This is a genomic window from Pseudoalteromonas sp. BDTF-M6 (assembly GCF_018334135.1).
Classification (GTDB): Bacteria; Pseudomonadota; Gammaproteobacteria; order Enterobacterales; family Alteromonadaceae; genus Pseudoalteromonas.
This window is the reverse complement of the sequence record NZ_JAGXTQ010000002.1, coordinates 93,756-118,793: the sequence shown is the minus strand read 5'-3', so window position 1 is coordinate 118,793 and position 25,038 is coordinate 93,756. Positions and strand designations below refer to the sequence as shown.

Here is a 25,038-nt window from a genome sequence, read left to right as displayed (position 1 = left end):
ATTTGAAGGGATACTCTAAAAAAGATTAGACAATGAGTGATTCCAACCAAAAAATAAAAATCGACCAAAAAGACCTGCAATTGCTGGCCCTGCTGCAACAAGATGGGCGCATGGCGGTCAGCGAGTTGGCGCAACGGGTTAACCTTTCCGATACGCCGGTGCTGCGCCGCATCAACAAGCTTCAGCAGGCCGGTTATATTCGCGGTTATCATGCTCATCTTGATGCCGCCAAGTTGGGTTTTGCAATCTCTGTGTATGCGCTGATCAAACTAACCCAAAATGCCGCCAGTGCCGCCCAGCGTTTTGAGGATCATGTGGCCTCACTGGCTCAGGTACAGGAATGCTCGGTGATCACCGGCGAATACGACTACCTGTTAAAAATCGTGGCACGGGATCTGGTCAGCTACGAGCACTTTGTCAAACACGCCCTGGGCAGTTGCCAGGATATCGCGGCGATCGAGTCCACCGTGGTTCTTAAACAAACCTTCTCGCGCTGGCAGTTGCCCTTGTCCGATTAGGGCTCGCGCTCAGGGCTGGCGCTCAGGGCTCGCGATTAGGGCTAGGCGTAAAATCACCGCTTTGTTATGCTGCCCGTTATAAATTATCCAGAGATCAAAGCGATGCGCTTGTTTTTATGTTTCCTACTCGGCCTAACCAGTTCGGTAACCTGGGCACAAACCTGCCTTAGTCATATCGACGATATCGACTACATCATGGCGGCTAAAAAAAACGGCACCCATCGCTTTGCCAATGACGCCTCCGTGCGAGCGCTCAAGCTTGACACCCTGCCGCCCTTCAGCGCTTATCTGGCCTCGGCCCGGGAGTGGATAGAGACGCGAAACCCCAGAGCCGGCCTGCCTTGCCCGGTGCACACGGAAACCGTCAAGTTACTGCAAGCCCAAGGAAGCCTAGAGGCCGACTTAACCGTGAGCGACCTGCTGAGTCCCTTTGAGCTACGACACCCCACTAGCAATAAAGCCGTACTGTTACTGCATGGCCTGACCGACTCTCCCTTCAGCTATCACTCATTAGCGGCCTTTTTCTATCGCCAGGGCTTTAATGTGCGCACCGTGCTGCTCCCCGGCCATGGCAGTGCCGCCAGCGATCTTCAAGAGGTGAGCTTTAAACAATGGCGGGCGCTGGCAAACTACGCCATCGCCCGCACCAGCCAAGACTTCGATCAGGTCATTATCGGCGGCTATTCCACCGGTGCCGCGTTGGCCTTGGCTAATCTCATCGAACAGCCGGTACCAAGCCAAGTTCAGGCCTTGATGCTGTGGTCACCGGCAACCGAGCCCCATAATAAGCAGGGCTGGCTGGCGAAATGGATAGACCGTATCCCCTTCGTAAACTGGATAGATAAAGACGCCGATATCGACTTTGCCAAGTACGAGTCCTTCCCTTTTGCCGCCGCGAGCCTGGCCCATGAGGCCATGCGCCGTATCGACAACGAACGTCTAGCCAAGGCAACTCTGCCCGACTTGCCGCTCTTTATCGTCCAAAGCGAGGTGGATACCACCATAGACGCACACGCCACCCTGGCCCTGGCTAAGGCCTGGCATAATCCCCAGGCACGCCCCAACAGCGCCAAGGATATGTTGGTCTATTATGGCAATCCACAAGGGGCACTAAACTATTTAGGCGATGACTTCCCGCTGCGCAACTATGCCTGCAAAGCCAATCAGGCACCCTGTAACAAGATCCTCGACTTATCGCATATCAGCGTGGTTAATGCGCCAAATCATCCCTATTACGGGGCTCAGGGACGCTATCGCAACTGTGGTTCCTACCTTGAAGACGACCAAGCATACCGCCGCTGTAAAACCCAGCCTCAGGTACTGATTGGCGAGCGCACCGCAGCAAATCTGGCCAAAGGACCACTTAAGCGCCTGACCTATAACCCCTTTTATGCCGAGCTGGAGCAGGATATGCGCACCTTCCTCGAGCGTGTGCATGAATAACTTCAGTGTCCGCTTTGTTCCCAGCATACAGGCGGTGGGTCGGTCGCTCTGGCAGCGCTTTTTTGCCGCCGCCGAGGATCCCTTTTCCAGCTATGAGTTTATTCGTGCCCTGGAGCAAACGAACTGCGCCAGCGCTCGCACCGGCTGGCAACCCCACCATTTGCTGCTGTACCACGAGAAAGAGCCTGTTGGCCTAGCCATAGGCTATATTAAAAGCCACTCTTACGGTGAATACGTGTTCGACTGGGCCATCGCCGAAGCCTACGAGGCACATGGCTATGACTATTACCCCAAGTGGCTGTGCGCCGTGCCCTTTACGCCGGTGACGGGGGCGCGTTTAGCCCTAAGCGAGGCGGTGGATAGGCAACAGGCTCTCGCAGCCATAGGTAACGCCCTGGATGAGCAGGCGCGGCAATTGGGCTGGTCCGGCTGGCATATCAATTTTTGCTCGCAGGCCCTGGCCGAGCAATTACAAGATCAAGGCCTGGCCAGACGCATTACGGTGCAGTTTCAATGGCACAATCAGGGCTACCGTAACTTTGATGAATTTTGCCGGCAATTAAAGGCCCGCAAACGCAAGAATATAGTGAAGGAGCGTGCCGCGGTCACCGAGGCGGGCCTGCGAATAGAAGTTGCCAGCGGTGATAAGATCACGCCAGCGCATATGCAGGCGCTCAGCGCCTTTTATCAACGTACTTACCTAAAACGCTCGGGTCATCTCGGCTATTTAAATGCCGACTTTTTTACCCGGCTCAAACAGGGACTGAGTGAACAGTTAGTGGTGATCTGCGCCTATGATGGCGATAACCTGGTTGCCGCCAGCCTGTTTCTGCGCGGCAAAGACACCCTATACGGGCGCTACTGGGGCTGCCTTGAGCACTATGACAGCCTGCACTTCGAGCTTTGTTATTATCAAGGCATTGAATATTGTATCAAAGAGAGGTTGGCGCACTTTAATGGCGGCGCCCAGGGGGAGCATAAATTAGCCCGAGGCTTTACCCCCCAGCTGACCCATTCCTGCCACCGTTTTATCAACAGCCCCTTTGAGGCGGCCATTGAGGACTTTATCGTTCGCGAAACGCAGCAATATAGCCGGTATATGCAACAATGTGCAGGATTATCTCCGTATAAAGTGCAGTAAACGGTTATTGGCCGGCATGGCAATGTCGGCACAGAGCTCGAGCCCGGCGGCCTCGGCCAAACCCACCACCCATTGCTGCTCACGCAAACCACTTTGCGGGTCGCGCCCGCGCAAACTGGCATCGAAACGAGCATTGCTCTCGCTGGTATAAGTACCGTTGTAATTAAAGGGCCCATAGATGCACAAGTTGCCGCCCCGGCTCAGGTGCCGCTGCACCCCATGGAAAAATGCCCGCACCAGCTCCTCGCTGACAATATGCAGGGTATTGGCGGTGAAAATGCCGTCAACTTGCGCTAACGGCCAGCTATGTTCGAGATCCAACGCCAGCGGCGGCAGAATGTTATCGCCCTCGGCAGTGCCGATCACCTGGTTGATCAGCGCATGGTTATAAGCCAAATCGCTGGTTTGCCAAAGCAGGTGGGGAAGATGCGCGGCAAAATGCAGCGCATGCTGGCCGGTGCCCGAACCAATTTCCAACACTCTCTGAGTATGGGCAAAGATCTGCGTTAATTCGGCGAGGATAGGCCCCTTATTATTCTCACATGCCTGGGATAAGCCGCTAATTTTCATAGTCTAGGGTCGTTAAGAAGAAATTAAATTCCAGCGCTTTTTCCTCCAGGCTTTTAAAGCGCCCAGAAGCCCCACCATGACCGCTCTCTAAGTCGGTTTTAAACAACAGTAAATGGTCATCGGTTTTGTATTCACGCAGCTTGGCCACCCACTTCATGGGCTCCCAATATTGCACCTGCGAGTCATGCAAGCCTGTGGTCACCAAAATATGAGGATAGGCCTGGGCACGAATATTGTCATAGGGTGAGTAGGCGGCTATGGTGCGGTAGTCTTGTTCATGATTGGGGTTGCCCCACTCGTCATACTCATTGGTGGTAAGCGGAATGCTGGTATCAAGCATGGTGGTCAAAACATCCAAAAACGGTACATGGCAGCCAATGGCACGATATAAATGCGGCGCCTGGTTAACCACGGCTCCCATCAACAGGCCACCTGCACTGCCGCCACTGGCAAAGATCTTATCGGCGGCGCCATAACCCTGCGCCACCAGTGCCTGAGTAACGTCGATAAAGTCATTAAAGGTGTTCTGCTTTTGGGCCAGCTTACCGGCTTCATACCAGGCGCGGCCCAGCATTTCGCTGCCGCGAATATGAGCAATGGCATAGACAAAACCACGGTCCAGCAGGCTTAAAATGCTGCTCGAAAAACTGGGGTCTATGGTGATACCGTATGCACCATAGCCATATTGCAGTAATGGGTTGCTGCCGTCTTTATTGAAGGTATCGCGGCGATACACCAGGGAAACGGGTACCTGCACCCCATCACGCGCAGTGATCATCAGCCGTTCGCTTTGGTAGTGGGCCGCATTGAACTCACCCAGTACCTGTTGCTGTTTCAGCAACTTGCGCTCCAGGGTATTGAGATCGAATTCATACAGGCTTCCCGGCGTCGTCAAACTGCTGTAGTAAATACGTACACTGCTAACATCCGGTTCGGGGTTCACCCCTACACCGGCGTAATAACAGGGATCGCTAAAACCCAGGATGTGTCCTTCGCCCTGCATTTTGCCTTGCTGATGTTGATAAACGACAAAACGGATCTGCCCCAACTCGCGCTCGGTTACCAGCCAGTGGCCATTAAACAGGTCGACGCCTTCCAGCAAGACATTATCGCGATGCGCGATCAGCTCACGCCAGGCATTGGGGTCGGCTATGGTGGTGGCATCCGCCTGCATCAGGCGAAAGTTTTTCGCTGCGCGGTTGGTGATGATATAAAAATGTTCACCGAGTTTATCGACATCATAAAGATGGCCCATTTCGCGGGGCATAAGCGGCTGAGGTTGAGCCTGAGGATCATCGGCATCAAGTACATAGGTATGGCTGGTTTCGGTGGCTTCCAGATCGATAAAAATCAGGCTTTCATCACGGCTTTTACCCAGGCCCATGTAAAAGCTTCGGTCCTGCTCTTCATACACCAGCTCATCATCATTTTGGGCGCTGCCCAGACGATGACGAAAAACCTGAAACCCTAGCAGGGTTTGTGGATCTTTCTTAACATAGTACAGGGTGCGATTGTCGTTGGCCCACACCACTTGCCCTTCACATTCATGCAGCACGTCGTCGAGCAACTCACCGCTTTGCAGGTCTTTTATACGCACCTGATAAATACGACGACCGCTGGTGTCTTCACAATAAGCAAGGAGTTGTTCATTGGGGCTTACCGTCATATCGGCCAAGTCATAAAACTCATGGCCTGCGGCAAGGGCGTTAACATCGAGCAGCAGGGTTTTGTTGTCGCCGCTAAAACTGCTGGCGCGATAGTGCCTAGCGTATTCGTCATCCCCCGACACCTCGCTATGATACCAGTAGTGGCCATCACGTACCGGAACCGTGTTGTCATCTTTTTTGATGCGCGCCTTAAGCTCGGAGAAAATTTGCTCCTGTCGTGCGGAGCTAGCAGCTAACTGGGCATCGCAATAGGCGTTTTCTGCACGTAAATGCTCGAGTACTTCCGGATTTTGGCGCTGATCGTCACGCATCCAATAGTAATCGTCTTGTCGTTGTTGACCATGCTGAGTAAGCAAATGGGGGATTTTTTTGGCGATGGGAGCTTGCACGCACAACCTCGAAACACTGAAACAGGATTGTCAGTGTATCATACCAATTCTCTTAAATAGCTAATCATTCTAACGGGCTAAATATCATGCTAACCGCGTTGGAATTTTTCTATGGAGAATAACTACATAAGAAAAATTCCGCCTTGCTATCACATCATTTATCCAACGCTATACCTGCTCACATACTTAACAGAATTAGTATCACTTGTACTTTTCGCGACTACGACTCTATTTCTTGCCACGCGGTACGCCAATTAAGGCCCACTCCTGGCTCGTATTGTTCTCGATTAGTTCCGCCTAAACGGCACAGTTCTGTGTAGGGCCAAGGCTTGCAGCGGTATACCTTGCCGGTAGCTAGATGCAAGACACGATCACCGGCGCAATACAACTCATGGTCAATGGGAAAGATATGATCATAACCCTGGTTATTATGCTGACCCTGATGTTGATTTTTTGCCACACAGTTGTAGTTAATCACCACCTCACTGATACCACTGCTTGAGCAAGCAAAAATTTCATTGCCACGATAGGCGACGATCAGTCCATGTTCGGTGATCTTTCCCGCCTGCATCAAGGGAATATGGGTATTAATATAATTGGCAACTTCGCGAGACCAGTTTTGCGGCTCACCTTGCTGATCGGACTGGATATGAAGCTTAAAACTCAGCCCTTTCACCAAACCTTGTCGGTCATAGACCTCAACTTCGACAATATCCCCGCGAAACAGCTGAGTATGGCTGCTTAGGGTACCGACACTGAGCCAACTGGCCTCGGGAAGAGATCCGCTCATGTACGAGTAAATGTCTGTATGTTCGGCTAATTGCAACTGTTACCCCTTGCATGGCCAGCGACCAAAGCACACTTCATTGAACACCAAAGTAGTGGCTATTGTAGTGACACCCTAAAAAAGATAGCAACTAATTAGGGTAAAGGGCCACTCAATACCATACTTTATAACTAGAAGGTGTTGACCTGTTAAGTTCATCTCTAGCAAAGTCACTTGGGTGTAATGCCTTTTTAAAGCTAAGCCCAGACGCGTAAAGAGCATACAGGCCAGGTAAAAATACACCCAAGACTATCAAAGGATAGAAGTGCGAATCTTAACGCTAACTGAAAGCGGGTAACTTTCTCAATTTATTACGCTTTAACCTCATTATGACGGGGCACCGTGCCTCTGATACGCTGCCATACCCAGCGGAACGCGGCCCGTATATCGCCGAGGATCACATACAAACAAGGCACCAGGATCAGCGTGAGTAAGGTGGCATACATTACCGCAAAGCCCAGCGCCACCGCCATGGGGATCACAAACTTGGCCTGCAAGCTGGTTTCAAACATGATCGGCAAGACCCCGGCAAAGGTGGTAATCGAGGTCAGGGTAATAGCGCGGAAACGCGCACAGCCGCCTTCGACCACGGCTTGTTTTACCGTATAACCCTCACGACGAGCCTGGTTCACATAATCTGTCATGACCAAGGAGTCGTTAATCACCACCCCGGCGGCGGCGATTAAACCAAAGAAAGACATGGTACTTAAGTCCAGGCCGAACCAGAAGTGACCCCACAGGGCTCCGGTCAAGCTGAAGGGGATCACCGACATCACGATCAGTGGCTGGCTATAGCTCTTAAGCGGCACCGCCAAGAGGATATAAACAATGATCATCCCGGCGATAAAGAAAAGAATTTGTTCATTGGCCTGGGCCTGCTGCTCTTCAATGGAGCCACCCAATTCGGTTTTAACCGAAGGGAACTGCTCTTGTAATTGTGGTAACAGGTCCTCTTTAATGCGTTTAACCACCTCGGTGGGCTCCACCCTTTCTTCATCTATGCTGCCATAGATGTAGACGGTGCGATAACCCCCCTCGCGACGAATGTAACTGATCCCCGGGCGCTCCTGCAGCTCAACCACATCACCAAGCAGTACTTCCTGCCCCGCCGGAGTCATCACCACTGCATGCTTAAGGGAGGCAAAGGCTTCACGGGTTAACTTGGGATAACGGACCATCACCCGCACCTCTTCACCGTCGCGGATCACTCGCTGCGCCTCACCACCGTAGAAGCTGGCGCCGACCTGGCTGGCAATATTTTGCAGGTCCAAACCAAGATCATAGGCCACCGGCTTAAGACTCATTTGCACCTCTTTACTGGCCGGGTCTATGGTGGAGCTGATATCGAACAGCCCCTGTTGCTGCTGCAGCATATTAATAAACTGGCGACCGGCGGCATTGAGGGTCTCAATATCCGAGCCATATAGCAGATAACCGAATTCGCCATCACCACCTGGGTTACCATTAACGTCATCATAAATGGTTAAAGACTTCACCCCGGCAATTTCCGGCATGGCTTCGCGCCAGCGTCGCGACAACTCAAAGGCATCGAATGGGCGCAGATCCTCATCAACCAAGGGCGCCAATACTTGTGCTTCGGTACGGCCCTGGTTGAATACCAAGAGGCTGCGCACCATTTTTTGACCAAATTCCTGTTCTATTTGCTTATCCACATCAAGCACCATGCGCTCGATTTTCTGAATCGCGGTGATGGTCTGGATGTCCGACGCATTGTCGTTCATTTCTACCCTGATTTGCGGGAAGTCATGGGGCACTTTAGGGGCCGGCATCACGCGAATATGATTGCTACCGATCAGCGTAAAGCTCAGGATCAACATGCCTAAAAATCCAAGCAAGACCACATAGCGCCACTCTATGCTTTTCTCCACACAGCGGCGATAAGGGCCATTTACAAAGCCGAAGAATTTATCATTAAAGCGGGCACGAAAGCCGCTGGAACTGATGGGGCCAAAACGGGTATGGGCGATATGCGCCGGTAATATCAGTTTTGACTCGATCAAACTAAAGGCCAGGCACGCCATCACCACCACGGCGATGCCGAAGAAAAATGCCCGCTCCGGTCCACTCGATAAGGTAAAGGGCGCAAACACCGCCATGGTGGTTAATACCCCAAAGGTTGCCGGGGTGGCCACGCGCTGCGCGCCGCGCACCACACTCTCGACGCCGCCGCCTTTTTTCTCGATCTCTGAGTAGGCGCTCTCACCTATCACAATGGCGTCATCAACAACAATCCCCAGCACCATAATAAAGGCGAACAAGGAGACAATATTAATGCTGATGCCAAAGATCGGCATGGTCATCAGTGCCCCTAAGAAACACACAGGTAGACCAATCATCACCCACAGCGCCAGCTTAAAACGCAAAAACAAGGTGAGCATCAAGGCTACCAAGATGGCACCCTGAAACAGGTTTTTTAGCATCATATCGAGGCGCGCATTCAGGTAGTAGGTCATGTCCATAAGCGGCTCGATGGTGACCCCGGCGGGCAAGGTTTTATTCTTTTGGTCGATATAGGCCTTAACCGACTCCGCTACGGGGATCATGTTCTGCTCTTTGGTCGCCTTAACGCTCAGGTAGATGGCATTTTTACCGTTAAACTTAAAGTAGCGCTCGCCTTCGACAAAACCATCCTTGATGTGTGCCACATCCTGTAACAGCACCTTGGCACCATTTGCACCTATCTTCACCGGGATATTGCGAAACTCCTCGCCGGAGTATGATTGTGCCTCAACCCGCACGGAAATGATGCCCGCATCGGTGCGCAACTGGCCGGCGGAAAAGTTGGCCGAGTAACGGCGCACCGCATTGACCACCTCGCCCAAGGTCAGGTTATAACGGCGCAGGGTATCTGGTTTGATTTCAATGGCAATTTCGTCCAGCGGCACATCGTTTTGTACTAGGGACACATTGCCCAGTTGTAGCAGCTCATCCTCTATTTCATTGGCGATGGGCTTAAGCTCGGTGAGTGGCAGGTCGGCCACCAAAGACATGCCGATAACGTCCTGACGGAACTCTACCTGGCTAATGGTGACCGGCTCCATGCCCGCCGGGAAGGTGGCGATACCATCGACCCGCAGTTTCACCTTATCCAGCACGTCGCTGAGTTCGGCATCCGGATCTATCTCTAACGAGGCGCGCCCGGAGTTACGAAACGCGCGATAAACGCCCTTCTCTATCTCGGTCACATCTTTTAGTGACTCTTCGATTTTGATCAGTATGCTTTCTTCTATTTCCTGCGGCGAAGCACCTGGGTAGTTGGCGGTCACATTGATGTAATTAATTTCGATATTCGGGAACATCTGCCGCTGAATGGTGAAATAACTGACGATGCCCATAATGATGATAAACACCATCATCAGGTTGGCCGCCACCGAATTATTGGCGAAGTAGGCGATAATGCCGTTTTGCTTTGGCGTTTGCATGGCTACCTCCTACAGCTGCTCGTTGCTTGGGCTGGTGCTCACCTGCCCGGCGATACGTACTTCCATGCCCTGCTGCGGATATTCCGGCAAGGTCAGCACAATGCGATCGCTGTTTTCCAAGCCTTCACTGATCAGGAAGAATTCATCTTCTTCACGCACTACGGTGACCTGGCGTGGCTGCAACAAGTTTTCGTTATTCACCACCCACACGGTTTTATTGTTAACTAACTCCTGCGGTAAGCGGAAAATTTCTCGCAGGGTTTGCCCAGGAAATTGCACCTGCACATAGCTGCCGAATTTTACCTTAGGTTGCTGCGTGTGGATGGCATAGGGGTCGTCTATACGCACCACCAGATTGCTCATGCGCGTGGCACTGTCAACTATCCCCAAATCACGGTCGATCACGGCACTGCGGCTGTAACCGCCGAGCCCCTCCTGAGTAATGGTCGCCGTTATGCCGCCAACGCGCGGCGGTAAGAAGGCACTGTCAAAGCCGGCGATGGGGAGGATGATCTCCGCCGTTTCAATATTATTAAGCTCCGCCACCTTGCTGCCGGGACTGACATACTGACCCTGACCAACATCGCGGGAGATCACCAGGGCATCATAGGGAGCGCGAACTTCGCAGTTAGCCAAATCTCGCTGCGCCCGTTTTAATGCGGCTTGTGCAGACTTCAGTGCTGCCTGAGCACTCAGCACCTGAGGCTCTCGCAGGAATAAGGCCGAACGCTTAACACTTGGGGTGCGAGCGGCTTCATCCTCAGCCACCCGTTGCTGTGCCTGCTCTTCAATCAATGCGGCCTGTGCTCGGGCAACCTCGGCTTCGGCCTGCAACACCGCCGCTTCATAGTTGTCCTTTTCTATGGTGAACAACAGCTCGCCGCGGGCGACAATGCCACCGGCAACAAAGCCCTCGTTCCAACTCACCACTTCGCCGCTGACCTGCGCGGCCAACAGGGTGTGTTCGAGCGGGCGTACTTCACCATAGCTGGTCAATAACACCTGGTGATCGCTGGCGGCCAGGGTTTTCACCTCGACTATGGGTCGGGTATCGACCTGCTTGGTTTCATCCGGCTTTTTTGCCGATGCCATGATACCGCCCGCGGCGGCCACCGTGACCACAACGACTGCGAGTGCGACTAATGATTTTTTTAATGCCTGATGCATGGCCGATCACCTTGATAAATTTATATTCAGCATATATTAACAATCTGCTGCTTTTTAGTAATGTCTCATTTGTAAGCAAGTATTAATTTTAGCAACAGCCAACATCAGTTGCTTTGTAATTGATTAATCGGTTTTTTTTATGAGAATACGCGGTGCATTACCTTCCGGATCAGCACCCAACACGCATCAAGGCCAGACTTTCAACCCCGAACCAAGCACATGGAATGCGATAAAGCATCTTTTGCCATACTTTGTTACAAAGTAAAAACTCAAATTTATCAATGCATTAAATATAAAATAACGATGTCCGGGCGGGTTCTCAACAGCTCGCGGTTTTTTCAACGGCCAGTTTCAGTAAACTGATTTGCTAACAACAAGCAACATCAGGGAACCCAATGAAACTTTCTACTCTTACGCTGGCCCTTAGTCTCGCGCTAGGCAGCCAGGCCTCCTTGGCCAAAGACAAAGAAGAAAAAGAAAAAACTAAAACACTGGCGCAAACCACCGCCGAGCATATCCTTTACGATGGCGTATTCGACTTTTATCAAGACCCGAAAAGCGGCGACAACCTGATGGTGATCACCGAAGCGCAACTTAACAAACCCTATGTTTACTTCGCACATACCGTTGATGGTGTGACCGATGCCGGACACTTCCGTGGTGCCTACCGTGAAACCAAACTGATTGAATTTCGTCGCTACTTTGACCGCATCGACATAGTTAGCGAGACCCCGCGTTATCAGTTTAACGCCGACAGCGCCATTGCTCGCGCTGCTGAAGCCAATATCAGCGAAGCCGTGCTCGCCAGTCTGCCGATTGAAGTGGAAGAAAATGGTCAAATCGCTTTTAAAGTAGACCAGTTATTCCTAAGCGAAGCGCTGCACAAGGTATCGCCGTGGAGCAACCCGGATGACAAAGACGCCAAGAAGCGCTTTAAACTGGGCAAGCTGGACGACAAAAAATCACGCATTATTAAACATCGTCCTTACCCCAATAATATCGATATCGTCGTCGACTACGTATTTAACAACGCCAACCCCAGCGTGCGTGGCTCAGAAGCCATTAGCGATCCGCGCTCGGTTTCCATCAAGGTGCAACATTCCTTTGTGGCCTTGCCAGAGAACAATTATCAGCCGCGTTACGACGATGCGCGTATCGGCTACTTCAGTAACCAGTTCGATGACATGACCTCGGCGGATTGGGCGCCTTATAAAGACGTGATAAAGCGTTGGAATCTAGTAAAGAAAGATCCGAGTGCCGAGCTATCCGAGCCGGTTGAGCCCATCGTCTGGTGGATTGAAAATACCACTCCGGTAGAGTGGCGCGAAACCATCAAAGAAGGCGTACTGGCCTGGAACAGTTCATTCGAAAAAGCCGGCTTTAAGAATGCCCTAGTTGTGAAGGTACAGCCAGACGATGCCGATTGGGATGCCGGTGATATCAACTACAACGTATTACGCTGGACCTCTTCACCTCGCCCACCATTCGGCGGTTATGGCCCGGCCTTAGCCAGCCCACTCACAGGTCAAATCCTCGGCTCAGACATCATGCTTGAATACGTGTTTATGAAAAACCGTTGGATTTACGACACCCTGTATTCGCAGGGTGCCGCCAGCCTTGAAGCTACCTATCTCGCCAATAACCCAGCCAACGGTCAGGAGCTCAACTGTTCGCTTGGCCATGAGCTGCAGCAAAACATGATCCTGGCCAGCACCCTGGCAAGCGGTGCCGACATTAGCGACAAAGAAATCCTGCGCCAGGGCCTCACCCAGTTGGTGTTACATGAGGTCGGCCACACCTTGGGCCTGAACCACAATATGAAATCATCCATCTTATGGGATGAAAAGCAGGTGCATGATAAGAGCCTGACTCAGGGCATAGTCACCGGCTCGGTGATGGACTACGCTCCTGCCAACATAGCGCCAAAGGGTATGGAGCAAGGCGACTTTTTCCAAACCAAGCCTGGACCTTATGACGATTGGGCCATTGAATTCGGCTATAGCCAGGCCCTGGAAGATGCCAAGGCCGAGCAGGCACGGCTAGAGCAAATTCTTTCGCGCTCGGGAGAACATCAACTGGCCTTTGGTAATGACGCCGACGATATGCGTGCCCCGGGCCGCCATATCGATCCACGCGTTATGATTGGCGACCTCTCGTCTAACCCTGTCGCCTATGGCGCGGACCGTATGGCACTGGTGGAAAGCCTGCTGGCCGAGCTTAAAACCAAAGCCCTGGTCGAGGGGGAGAGCTACCAGCAGTTAGTGGTATCGGCGAATATCCTTGCCGGTCAGTATAGAAGGCAGGCCGAGATTATTTCTCGCCAAATCGGCGGTATTTACGTCGAACGTAACGTGGTTAGCAGCGATAACGCCAAGGCACCATTTACACCGGTGCCGCTAGCACGTCAAAAGGAAGCCATGCAGGTGTTGGCCGATAAGGTCTTTGCCCCAGATGTGCTTAAAGACATGCAGCCGCTGTACAACTACTTGCAGCAACAGCGCCGTGGCTTTAATCACTATGGTAAGAATGAAGATCCAAAAGCGCATGCGATGATACTGACCATGCAGCAAGGGGTTCTTAATCAGCTACTGCATAAGAATGTGTTGCAGCGTATTTCGGACTCCAGCCTATACGGTAACGAGTACGATTTAAGCACCATGATGCAGGATCTAACCGCGGCTATTTTTGTTGACGCCAAGGAAGCCAGCAGCCTAAGCCATAACCTGCAGGTGGAATACGTCAACCGCTTGATTACCATCGCCGGCGTGAAGAAGCCAAGTGGCTATGACAACCTAGCCAAGGCGGCGGCATTATCGCAGCTGCAGCATATCCGCGACCAAAATGTTGCCTGGGGTGCCAGCGCAGCGGCCAAGGCCAATAAGCAGTATATCGACCTGCTTATCGACAAGGCATTAACCGTTTAAGCTTGCGAACTCAGAAACAAAAAAGGCCACATCATGTGGCCTTTTTTATGATCTATTTTCCCCTAGGCCATGGCCGGGCGTTGGCGATAATATTGAATACACGCCAGCTGCGCCGCATTGGTTAAGAGGATCATCACAAAATTCAGCACATGCGCCACACTCGGCGTGGTCATGGCCAGCTCCGCCAGCAGACCAAACGCGCCGGCAATAAACTGTAGAATAAAGTAACGGGCACTGAGATTAGACACATCGCCACTGCGTATGGTTTTGTAGGTTTGCGGCATAACGCGAATAGAACTCATCAGCAGCGCCACAAAGGTTAAGGCATTGAGCAACTCACCGGCATCAATCTGCGCGCTGAGCAGCAGGACAAAGGGTAACAAGGTACCGGTCAATAAAATTAACAGGCGTCGACGCTGGCTGGCACTGGCGTTATACCGGATAAAATAGTAGAGGATCAGCGCACTGAGCAGCCCTGTTACGACAAATGGCAGTACCATGTAATAGCGCTCAAAAAAGAGGTTAAAAGCGATAAAATAAATGCTCTGTGCCACCCCAAAGCTCATCATCAGCAGAGAAACCCCGGACACACTCCGATTTCTACGGATTTTATTTAGCATCGGCAAAAAGCTAAAAGCCAGAATCAAGGACGCAAGCAGGGCTAAGTACTGAGTCAAGGCAACCTCTTTTAGTAATTAAAAAGTTAACTATTAAAAATCAGGGTTAATGCCAAGTTTCAACTTGTAAATATATGATTTTTAACGATTTTAAAGGAGGCGCGCATTGTATATTTGCGTGAATTGTTGGCAAGCATGAAGGGGCAGACGGTCTAGGGGCCGCTGTAAATATTTTCGTACAAAGGAAATACCGAGCCTTAGGCATAGCCAGGCCACCTATAGCGGTAGCCGGGCCAAGGCTTTAAATAGCGCTGAGCTTAACCCCAGCGTATCAGGGTGCTTAGGGTGTGGCTTTCACCCGGCGCCAGCTCCACCTTATCGTCCAATACATTGGCCGCTTCCAGGCAAAGCATGCGGTGATATTCATCATCGGCGAAGTTAGATAAACGTTTGGATTTTTCTACCCAAGGATTCCACAGCACACAAGAATGTGAATTGTTCCGCTCGACCTCTATGGTGCCATCGGGAGTGCGAATACGCTGCAGCGCAGCGGCACCGCTGTATACCATGTCGGTTTCGCGACCAAAACGCACCACCTCTTGTTGCTCAAAAGGCCCTTCGCCAAACTCAATATATTGCGCTCCTTGCAAACCATCGACCTCGGTTTGAGTAATATCCGGTGTCGGAAAGTAAGTATGTAGCGCCTGAGTTAGCTGGATAACATGATCATCTAGATTGGTATTGGTTAGACGCACCTCAAGCTGCTTGGCGGTGAGCACGTATTCAACCTTTAACTTGGTTTTATGGGGCCAGAACTCGCTGTCGACCTGAGTCATGGGCAAGGACAGGCTGATGCGTATCTCGTCTTGGGTTTCCTGCACTTCTTCGGCTCGCCACAGCAACACCCGGGCAACGCCATGTATCGGCCAGTCCGGATGTTGATGCACCCCAAACCAGGGCCAACAAATGGGAATACCGCCACGCATGCTCTTGCCTGGTTGAAAATCTTCTTCTGCGGATACCCAAATGAGCGCTTTACCGCATGCAGGAGTGTACTGGGTAAGCTGTGCGCCTTGCAGAAAGATGCGCGCCTGGCACAAAGGCGAGTCCACCTGCAAATACTCAAGACCGGAATCACAATGGTTAATAGAAACACTCGATGAAAGCTGCATTATTCAATCCTTAACGATAAAGCGGAGCTGATTCACCTTACCCAAAGTCCTGCACTAAATAAACATATGGGCAAAATAATTCATCACCCTGTCATCAACACAGCAACTCTGCAACGACTTCCGCTTAGTCGAACCCGTTTGTGCGCAGAGGGTGCTCGAGGCGCTTTTTACGGGTATAATGGCGGGGTTACATGTTGGAGATTGGAAATGCAAAAGTATGATGAGTTGTTAATTGCCCTACGCAAGGTTATTCGCGCTATCGATCTGCATTCCAAACAGCTGAATAAAACCTCGGGATTAACCGGCCCCCAGTTGCTGATCATGAATGAGGTGGCTCAAACCGACGGTATTACCGCCAGCCGCATCGCGCAAAACGTGAATCTCAGTCCGGCCACGGTTACCAACATTCTCGACCGCCTGGAAAGCCGCGATCTGGTTAACCGGGTACGCAGTCAGCTCGACAAGCGCCGCGTCAGTCTCTATCTTACCGAACAGGGAACGGCACTGCTAAACAAGGCGCCGCAGCCACTGCAAGAGCACTTTATAGACAAATTCAGCAACCTTGCCGAATGGGAACAAACCCTGCTGCTATCGTCCATGCAACGCATCGCCGCCATGATGGATGCCGACAACCTGGATGCTTCTCCTCTGCTTGAGGTAGGCGCTATTACCAAGCACCCAGAGAGCAACAAGGGCGAGTAATCCCCCATTAACCTAAGCTTCTGCTTTTGCTACACTAATTAATCATCTTTGGGCTCGATGAGACGCATAGCCACGGCCACCCGTTTTTCACGGTTGAAAAACTCGGTTGAAAAACTCGGTCGCTAAACTGCTAGAGGCCTCGAATCCGGGCCTACCTTCGTAAAAACTCGAAACTTAGTCTAGGCTAGGGGAACGGGCCACAACAAAAGGTTATTATGATTAATTTCAACAGCACAGCATTGGCGGTAAGCTTAGCCCTGATATCCGGCTCGGCACTGGCCAACCCTGAATTGGAGGCCATGAAAAAGCAACTTGAGCAAATGCAACAGCAAATGCAACAGTTGCAGCAAAAGCTCGAAGCGGCAGAACGCAAATCCAAGCAGCAAGAACAAGAGCAACAACAAATCACGCGGCGCATCGCCCAGCAGGAGCAGCAGCTTGAGCAGAGCGCAGCGCAACACGGCGAAGAGAAGAAAGATGGCATCCGCGTAGGCGGAGCTGTTCGCACCAACTATAGCCACACCTCCTACGACGACGATAATAAAAACCGTGGCGGCGACTTCGATTTCGATATATTCCGCATTAACTTCGCCGGCGACATTGGTGACGTGGAGCTCAATGCCGAGATCCGCTTCTTCGACTATATGACCGCGGTAAAATATGCCTATGTGGGTTATGATTTTGCCGACGACTGGCAGGTGCAAGCGGGTATCACTAAGGTACCTTTCGGTAACTGGCCTTATAACTCGCACAACTATTTCTTCGGCACCACCTATTACGTGGGCCTGGAGGACGATCACGACCTTGGCCTGCTGTTTAAGCGCAAAATTGCCGACAATTGGCAGCTCGATCTCGGCTTTTTCAAAAACGATGAACTCGGCGGCGTCGACGGCTATGTCGATAACCGCAGCGATCGCTACTCCTACGATGTCGTTGGTTTTCGAAGCGCCGATGACGGCATCTATGCCGAACCAACCAACCCCATTGGCGAGTACAATACCTTCTCCGGTCGCTATGGCTACCACCTTGACCACAAGGGTGGCAAAACCGAGCTAGGGGTGTCTGGCTTGCGCGGCGACCTGCACGATGGAAACGACCGTGTGGGCGATTACTATGCCTGGGCGGTTCACCTAAATAGCACCCTGGGCCGCTGGAATTTCCAGTTGCAGCATGGTGAATATAACTATGATATCGATAATGTCGATCGCATGGCGGTAGGCGCATACTCCTTCTACGACAGCATCGCTGCCGAGGCAACCATGACCAATGCCAACATTGCCTACAGCCTGCCAGTAAAATGGGGCGCGGTAACCGGACTGCAGTTTTACAACGACTACGGCATCATCTACGACAAATCGGATAACAGTGCCGATACCTGGATGAATGTCACCGGCTTCTCGGTGGCCGCAGGCGGCTTGTTCACCTATTTCGATCTGGTGCATGCGAAGAACCAGCCGTTTGTTGGTGGCTCCATCGCCGGCGACAGTGACGAAACCGAGCGTCGCTTTAATATCAACATCGGATATTACTTCTAAAAAAGGGCCGCGAGGCCCTTTTTGCTAAATCAACCGTCAACCAGTGCTGGGCTTGATCATCGCTAGAAAAAAGCCATAGCGGCCTTAACCAGGCTTTAGTACACTGCCCCTAACAGGGGTTGTGGAATTGTGTGGTGAGCCTGATAACTGCCCTTAGTCGGCATCTAAAACGCTACAAGAACCTTGCCTTGCAAGCGCTAGGCTTAGGTTTTGTCGGCCTGGGCATAGTGGGCATTGCCCTGCCCGTGATGCCGACCACCATCTTTTTTATCGCCGCCCTGGCCTGCTTTACTCACTCCTCCCCGCGCCTTGAAGCCTGGTTGCTTGAGCACCCCAGGTTCGGACCCATTCTATCGGCTTGGCGCCAGCATAGGGTGGTCCCAACCAAGGCCAAATGGCTGGCGGCCCTAGGCATGAGCATCGGCCTGTATATGATGATGTTTTCAGCGGCCCCAAGCTATGCCGTGGTACTGGTGGCGGCCGTCGAGGCCAGCGTACTGGCTTACCTGATCCGCCGCCCAAGCCGCACCGAGTCCCTTTACCCAAGCTCTCCGCAATTAACTGCCTTTGTGGCCATCTTCTTCCTCACACATCACTTATTTTTGCTCTACTTAACAAGATATTAAGTTACGAAAAAACAACATTACCCCTTTCTAATTCTACTCCCTGGTCACAGCACATTAACGCCTTATAGGACTTATTTCCCAGATGATTTGGGACCTTTGATCGATTACATCCGCTCCTGTGCTGATGAATAATCACTCAGTTCTCAATACAACAAGTCATTAACAGGAGTATCTATGAGGTTTCTTCTATCGGCAACAGCGCTCGCTGTTAGCATGAGCATGACACCACCAGTGTTAGCAAAATGGGGGAGTGATACTTCCTCTTTTGTGACAGCCACTGAAGGTGCCGCATCACACCAAACACTGGTTGATCATCAGGGTAATATCGTTATTGGTTACTCCGATCCAACAACCGGCTACGATTTTCTAATCAATAAGCTGGACCGCAACGGCGATTTCGCCTGGGAGCAGGGAGCAAAAACCCTCTATGAGCGCCAACAGTCATTCATCCTGACCTGGTCAATGATGTTAGATGACGAAGGGGCTATCTACACTGGCATTGAAGATTTAAAGGTGTACCCCTATGGCACCATGATTTTTAAAACCAATGCGGATGGCACGCCGGGCTGGGAGACACCATTCATACCCGCTCCCGAAGATGCAGGACGCACTTTACCTGTGCACCTCACAAGCGCTGGTGACAAGCTCTTCTATGCACTTGATTACGACACCATGTCTCGTTCAGCCAAAGTGGCGGTTGGCATGCTCGACAAGCAAGGCAACGAGCTTTGGAGCACGGCGGAGCAAATGGGCTCAACACGCTTCTCCTCATTTACGCCGGTAAAAGATGGCCTTGTTGTTTTATTCACCGGAGTCCGCGAGAGCGATGGCGCCAACTCTCTGTTTATCCAAAAATATGATTTTGATGGTAAGCCGCTGTGGGGAGAGTCGCCACAGCCCATTATGTTTGGTGATATCAAACTGCCCCCCCGCTCTTTTGGCGCAGCCTCATTAGTCGCAGATGGCATGGGCGGTGTCACCCTGGCCTGGTCTCACCCAACGGAATTTAACAGTAACATTCTCTATCAACATATCGATGCCGACGGCAAATTGCAGTTCCCCAACTCGGGTTTGCGTTTGTCTCATGGTGATGACTTTTTATTCGATACTGTCGCGCACCCATCCATTGTTGCCACCGATGAGGGCTATGTGGTGACCTGGGCGGCACAGCTTTCGCGCACCAACTTCGGTAACTATGGTCTGTTTATGCAACATGTGGGTCATGATGGTACCCTTACTCTTGGTTCCGAGCCGGTGTCGTTAGCGCCTATCCTGTATGGCGACGAGCAAGATTCTGGTTATTATTCAGCAGGTTATTTGAGTCGCTATAACGATACTTTTTCCTGGGTTTACTCCAAATCGGAAGACTACACCTCGCAAACCGAAAACCTCTACCGCGTTGACTTTAGCCAAGATGGCCAGGTGTTCAATAATCAAGTCATTGCCGATGTCCAGGGTGTGATCAATGGTCACAGTATTGCCCATTCTCCCTTTGGCGAAACCATTGCCAGCCTGCGTGTTTCGTTCGCGAGCGACGCCCCGGTGCAAGTACAAAGTATTCGCCAGGACGGCGAGGTTGGCACTGAATCAGGTCTGCGTTTGGCATGGCCCGAAACCCCGCTGCACACCAATGAAGATGAAGCGTTTGCGTTTAGCATCCCCTTTGTGGACGAGCTTCAAAGCGAATATAGCGTCACGGTTGCCAGCGTAAACACAGAAGACGACACCCAGTTCAGTGCACAAGTGAGCGCAAATACGCTTAATCTGAGCATCACCCCCGCCCCGGAATTTTCAGGGCAACTGCCGTTTGTGGTCACGCTTGCCGATAAAAACGACAGCAGCCGTTCAACCAGCATGACCTACACACTCAACATTGCCGCAATCAATGATGCGCCAACTATCGCGCTCCCGGAGCAGGTTCAGGCCGGCGAAGATGAAATGGTAGTGGTGTCTGCGGAAGTAACCGATCCCGACAATGCGTCTTTGGATATCGAATGGTTGCAAACCAGCGGTCCCGAGGTCGATTTTGATCCGGCGGCGATGGAGCTTAAATTCACCAGCCCGGTGGTTAAAGAAGAAACCAGTCTGACCTTCGCCTTGGTCGTCGACGACGGCGATACGGTCACCACCAAAAACATCACCCTGATTATCGAGAACGATAAACAGCCCAGCTTATCTGGTACCCGCAGCGTGAATGTGGAAGAAGGCAACCACTTCAACATAGATCTGGCGCTCAGCGGCGCTAAAGGCCCAGTTAACATTGAATGGCAGCAAGTTAGCGGCCCAAGCATCACGCTCAGCAACAACCAGTCGCTTACCACTCAGGGCAGTGCTCCTTTTGTTGATAGCGACGAGGTAGCCACCTTGGCGGTGACCGTCACCGATGCCCATGGTGAATCTGCGACCCACCAGGTGGACGTCAATGTAACCAACAACAAATCGGGTGGCTCCTTTGGCATGAGCCTGCTGGCTCTATTCGGTGCCTGCTTATTCCGTCGTCCACGCCACGCCAAGTAACAAGTGAAGAGAATTATTATGAAGAAGTCATTAATCGCCATCAGCATGGCTATGAGCTGCATGGCCAGTGCATCAGGCCCACAGGCCCTATTCAGCAAACCCTTTTCTTTTGAAGATAAGGTCAACACGGTCCTAAACAAGGACCACGAGGGCGCAACCAATCGTTATTTTGTGCACTTACGTGGACAGCCCCTGGCATTTGCGGCTCAGAGTGAACCTTCGTTTAAAGGCAAGCTCGATACTCAGACTCAGTTTGCTCAACAATTTAAAGCGCAGGTAAAAAGCCAGCAGCAGGCCTTTCATCAAGAGGCGCAAAGCCTGTTGGGTGAAAAGAAAGAGATCCTTTACAGCTACGACACCGTCTTTAATGGCGTGTCTATGGAGCTGACCGAGAAGCAGGCCGAAAAGCTGCTCAGCCTACCGAACGTGTTGAAGGTAGAACGCCAAATCAGCTATGAAATGCAAACCGATGTAGGCCCGGAATTTATTGGTGCCAAGCCTATTTGGAATGGTGAAACGATGCAGGCCATCGGCGCCAAGGGCGAGGGCGTGGTTGTCGGTATTATCGACTCGGGCGTAAACACCGACCACCCTTCATTCCAGGCCACCGGCGGTGACGGTTATACACACACCAACCCGCTGGGCAGCGGCAACTACCTTGGTGACTGTGTAGAAAATAAAAGTCTTTGTAACGACAAGTTGATCGGGGTGTTCAGCTACGCCAGCATCACAGATAGCTTTGGTGACGTTCGCCCTCATGTGGGCGAAGACTACAATGGCCATGGTAGCCACGTTGCCTCTACCGCAGCGGGAAATGTGCTTACCAATGTGCCGGTTCACAAACCAGGCAACACGCCAGAAAGTGATGGCACTCCCCTTGCGGGCACCAACTTCGCACAGATATCCGGGGTCGCTCCACACGCCAATATTGTCTCATTCCAAGTCTGTTTACCGGTTTCCGGGTGTGACATGGGCGCCATGGTGAAAGCGGTGGAAGATGCCATTAATGCGGGCGTCGACGTTATCAACATGTCTATTGGCCCCAGCGTTGAAGGTCCTCAACCTTGGAACTCGGCGTTAGACCTGGCGTTTCTATCGGCCACCGAGGCGGGTGTTTTTGTTTCTTTATCCGCTGGTAACTCAGGTCCGGGAAGCAACACAGTCGGTCACCTGGCGCCATGGACAACGCAGGTTGCCAATGCCAGTCATGACCGAGTTGTGGAAAAAACCCTGAGTGCGGGTCCCGGTGTAACCGTGTCTTTCACCGATATCAAAGGCCTGGGTGGCTTTAGCGAAGCCGTGAGTGCCGAGCTGGTGTATGCCGGTGATGTTGATAGCTTTCGCAAGGAGTGTAATTTCTTTACCTGGCGCGACTACCCCGAACTAGAAGGCAAAATTGTGCTCTGCGATCGCGGTGGCATCAGCCTTTATGACAAAGTTGATCGTATTGCTCAACTCGGTGGTGTGGGCGTGGTGATCCGTAACGTCGACGGCAGCAACACAGAGCAATATTCAATTCCATACCCTATCGCAGGTATGCAAATTACCCAGTCTCAGGGTGAAGAATTACTGGCCTGGGCTCGCTCCGAGTCAGCGCCCGTGATCAGCATCAATGCCGGTGCTGCTACGAGAAAAAGCGACCAGGGCAACATCGTCAATATCAGCTCTTCTCGCGGACCTACCAGCTTTCTTCCTGAGTTGCTCTCGCCACATCTGGCCGCTCCGGGAACCGATATTTACGGCGCCTACGCCGACGAACAGCCGTTCAACGCAAACCCGACGCCCAGCGACTACAACTTCTTGTCAGGGACGTCGATGGCTTCGCCTCATGTTGCTGGCGCTGCCGCCCTTCTCAGACAAATCAACCCGAGTTGGACACCCGCGCAGATACAGTCTGCCTTGATGATGACGGCAAACAGTCAAATGACCCGCGCCGAGGATGGTCAATCCGCAGACCTCTGGGATCGCGGTGCCGGTATGATCCGCGTCGATAAAGCAGCCAACGCAGGCTTAATCATGGCGGTCAGCACCGAAGAGTTCATGGCGGCCAATCCGGCTCTGCAAGGCGATGCGAAGGCACTTAACGTCCCTTATCTAATCGACAGCAACTGTCCCGGTACCTGTACCTGGGAGCGAACCTTCACCGCGACTCAAGCGGGCACCTATCGCTTTAGTCAAAAGGGTTACAACTACTACATCAGCGAGATGACCTTTACCCCAGCCGAAGTCACCTTGAGTGCCGGCGAGCAAGTGACGGTGACAATTGCCGCCACATTCAGTGAATGGGCCGCTGACGAATGGATCGATGGCAATGTGCAGATAACCTCGGATGTTGTTACACAGCCCTCGTTAACCTTGCCTTTGCGCATTAAACCCTTGGTCGCACATGTGCCAAGTACGGTGTCGCAAGAATATTACTGGCAAAACGCCGGGTTCGATATCAAAGACTATGCTTTCCGTCGCCCCGAGCAAATCTTTATCACCCATAGCCCACTTATCAAGGGGCAAACGACTGAGCTGAAAATTTCAGCGGATGATAACAACACGCCGTTCGACAGCTTCGACAAGGGCGCCGCGTTTTTCATGTTAGATGTTGCTGAGGGTGCGCCGCTGGACATTATTATTGGTCGCTCGCAAGCAACGGATGCCGACCTGTTTGTTGGCTTAGACACCAATGGTGATGGTCTACCACAAGCGGTGGAACGCGTCTGTGTGGCCGCAAGCACACGCAATGTGGGTGAGCAGTGTACCCTAAGCGGCGATGCCCCAGGCCAATACTGGGTAATGGCATGGAACTATGAAGGCTCGGGTGCCGAAGAAGACCTTATCGCCATCGACGTAGTGCGCAGCACACCGGAAAACTGGGTGTCGATGAATGTCTTACCGGCAACCAATAGCAGTGCCTTTGAAAAGATGCCCTTCACCATCTTGTGGGACAAACAACTCGACGCTAACACCAATTATTACGGCAGCATCGAAGTGTTCGAACAAGACCAATACACGGGCATGTCGGTATCTCACGGCACGACCAGCGTGATTGTTAACCAACTTTCAAGTGCCATGACCTTAACCGCGGCCAATACAGACATCAGTACGGGTGTGCCAACAGAGCTGACGCTCACACTCGCACCTAACCCCCTTGATGAAGACGTAAGTTACACCGCCAATATCGCCCTGGCGCCAGGCTTTATTGCCAGTTCAGAAAGCGAACATGTACGTGTTGAGGGTAACACCCTATTAGTCAACGCCACACAGCCGGCAAATACAACTGAGCCACTGGCGCTGATCCTGAGCCCCGTCCTGGCACAGCCTCTTGAGGGAGAGTTCGTTCATACGTTTACCTTGAGCAACTCTAAAGGCGACAAGCTCTCTGGTAACTTGGTGCAGCAAAACCCTAACCATGCGCCGGTAGCGACCGTATCTAACTCGACGCTAAGCGTTAAAGAAGGACAAAGCTTTACCCTGGATGCGACCGCCAGCAGCGACCCAGATGGGGACCAACTTGAAATTGTTTGGCAACAATTACAAGGACCTGCAGCGATGGCAGCGAATACTTCGGGTGCCCAACTTACGCTTGAAACACCGGACGTAGAGCGAGATACCACTTTGGTGTTTGAAGTCACCGTCAGCGATGGCGAATTCGCGACGACGGCCAGGGTCAATGTTGAGGTCGAAAACAACTCCTCATCCGGTAGTCTCTTTTGGTTGCTAATTCTCTTGGCGCCAGCCATAGTTAGACGAAAGTTGCTATAAACACATTCGGAGCTCCCCAATGGGGAGC

At 52.0% G+C, this 25,038-nt stretch carries 15 protein-coding genes and 1 pseudogene; 9 read left to right on the top strand and 7 right to left on the bottom strand.

Features of this window, described 5'->3' with window-relative positions; translation table 11 throughout:
• The first annotated feature begins 32 nt into the window (after window positions 1-32).
• From KD147_RS04785 to KD147_RS04775, 3 genes are all read left to right on the top strand, one after another.
• The gene (locus KD147_RS04785) at window positions 33-518 is read left to right on the top strand and encodes an Lrp/AsnC family transcriptional regulator (protein ID WP_105253425.1); all 486 of its coding nucleotides are present in this window, start codon (window positions 33-35) and stop codon (window positions 516-518) included.
• 102 nt (window positions 519-620) lie between these two features.
• A complete protein-coding gene (locus KD147_RS04780) occupies window positions 621-1,961 on the top strand; it encodes an alpha/beta hydrolase (protein ID WP_212547093.1) in 1,341 nt (446 codons plus the stop codon).
• Entirely contained in the window at window positions 1,954-3,102 is a 1,149-nt protein-coding gene (locus KD147_RS04775; RefSeq protein WP_212547092.1) for a GNAT family N-acetyltransferase, read from the top strand. Before KD147_RS04780 ends, KD147_RS04775 begins: the two co-directional genes overlap by 8 nt.
• Here KD147_RS04775 and KD147_RS04770 read toward each other — a convergent pair.
• From KD147_RS04770 to KD147_RS04750, 5 genes are all read right to left on the bottom strand, one after another.
• On the bottom strand, window positions 3,079-3,672 hold the full coding sequence (locus KD147_RS04770; protein ID WP_105253423.1) for a DUF938 domain-containing protein: 594 nt from the start codon (window positions 3,670-3,672) through the stop codon (window positions 3,079-3,081). The two genes, KD147_RS04775 and KD147_RS04770, sit on opposite strands and share 24 nt — an antisense overlap.
• Window positions 3,662-5,728: a S9 family peptidase gene (locus tag KD147_RS04765; protein WP_234399067.1), complete on the bottom strand. Its 2,067-nt coding sequence runs from the start codon at window positions 5,726-5,728 to the stop codon at window positions 3,662-3,664. The genes KD147_RS04770 and KD147_RS04765 overlap by 11 nt, the downstream gene beginning before the upstream one ends.
• A 220-nt stretch (window positions 5,729-5,948) precedes the next feature.
• Window positions 5,949-6,554 carry a chitin-binding protein gene (locus KD147_RS04760; RefSeq protein WP_234399065.1) on the bottom strand — a complete coding sequence of 202 codons (606 nt, stop codon included), beginning with the start codon at window positions 6,552-6,554 and terminating at the stop codon, window positions 5,949-5,951.
• Window positions 6,555-6,865: 311 nt separating this feature from the next.
• Complete coding sequence (locus KD147_RS04755) at window positions 6,866-9,997, bottom strand: efflux RND transporter permease subunit (RefSeq protein ID WP_212547091.1); 3,132 nt, start codon at window positions 9,995-9,997, stop codon at window positions 6,866-6,868.
• A gap of 9 nt (window positions 9,998-10,006) precedes the next feature.
• Window positions 10,007-11,164: an efflux RND transporter periplasmic adaptor subunit gene (locus KD147_RS04750; protein ID WP_212547090.1), complete on the bottom strand. Its 1,158-nt coding sequence runs from the start codon at window positions 11,162-11,164 to the stop codon at window positions 10,007-10,009.
• Window positions 11,165-11,559: 395 nt separating this feature from the next.
• Between KD147_RS04750 and KD147_RS04745 the strand changes: the two genes are divergently transcribed.
• Window positions 11,560-14,088: a zinc-dependent metalloprotease gene (locus KD147_RS04745; RefSeq protein WP_212547089.1), complete on the top strand. Its 2,529-nt coding sequence runs from the start codon at window positions 11,560-11,562 to the stop codon at window positions 14,086-14,088.
• 62 nt (window positions 14,089-14,150) lie between these two features.
• Here KD147_RS04745 and KD147_RS04740 read toward each other — a convergent pair whose 3' ends face one another.
• Window positions 14,151-14,708 carry a PQ-loop domain-containing transporter gene (locus KD147_RS04740; RefSeq protein WP_502710219.1) on the bottom strand — a complete coding sequence of 186 codons (558 nt, stop codon included), beginning with the start codon at window positions 14,706-14,708 and terminating at the stop codon, window positions 14,151-14,153.
• A gap of 314 nt (window positions 14,709-15,022) precedes the next feature.
• Window positions 15,023-15,877 (bottom strand): D-hexose-6-phosphate mutarotase, encoded by an 855-nt coding sequence (locus tag KD147_RS04735; protein WP_105188697.1) that lies wholly within the window; start codon window positions 15,875-15,877, stop codon window positions 15,023-15,025.
• 207 nt (window positions 15,878-16,084) lie between these two features.
• On the opposite strand from KD147_RS04735, the gene KD147_RS04730 reads away from it, so the two are divergent.
• From KD147_RS04730 to KD147_RS16920, 5 genes and pseudogenes are all read left to right on the top strand, one after another.
• Complete coding sequence (locus KD147_RS04730) at window positions 16,085-16,579, top strand: MarR family winged helix-turn-helix transcriptional regulator (RefSeq protein WP_105188698.1); 495 nt, start codon at window positions 16,085-16,087, stop codon at window positions 16,577-16,579.
• Between the two features lie 215 nt (window positions 16,580-16,794).
• Window positions 16,795-18,114 (top strand): porin, encoded by a 1,320-nt coding sequence (locus KD147_RS04725; RefSeq protein ID WP_105188699.1) that lies wholly within the window; start codon window positions 16,795-16,797, stop codon window positions 18,112-18,114.
• Window positions 18,115-18,257: 143 nt separating this feature from the next.
• Window positions 18,258-18,638, top strand: a pseudogene (locus tag KD147_RS04720) (YbaN family protein); the annotation flags it as partial.
• Between the two features lie 369 nt (window positions 18,639-19,007).
• Window positions 19,008-21,257 (top strand): hypothetical protein, encoded by a 2,250-nt coding sequence (locus KD147_RS04715; protein ID WP_105253413.1) that lies wholly within the window; start codon window positions 19,008-19,010, stop codon window positions 21,255-21,257.
• Between the two features lie 18 nt (window positions 21,258-21,275).
• On the top strand, window positions 21,276-25,010 hold the full coding sequence (locus tag KD147_RS16920) for a S8 family peptidase (protein WP_212547088.1): 3,735 nt from the start codon (window positions 21,276-21,278) through the stop codon (window positions 25,008-25,010).
• Window positions 25,011-25,038 lie beyond the last annotated feature (28 nt).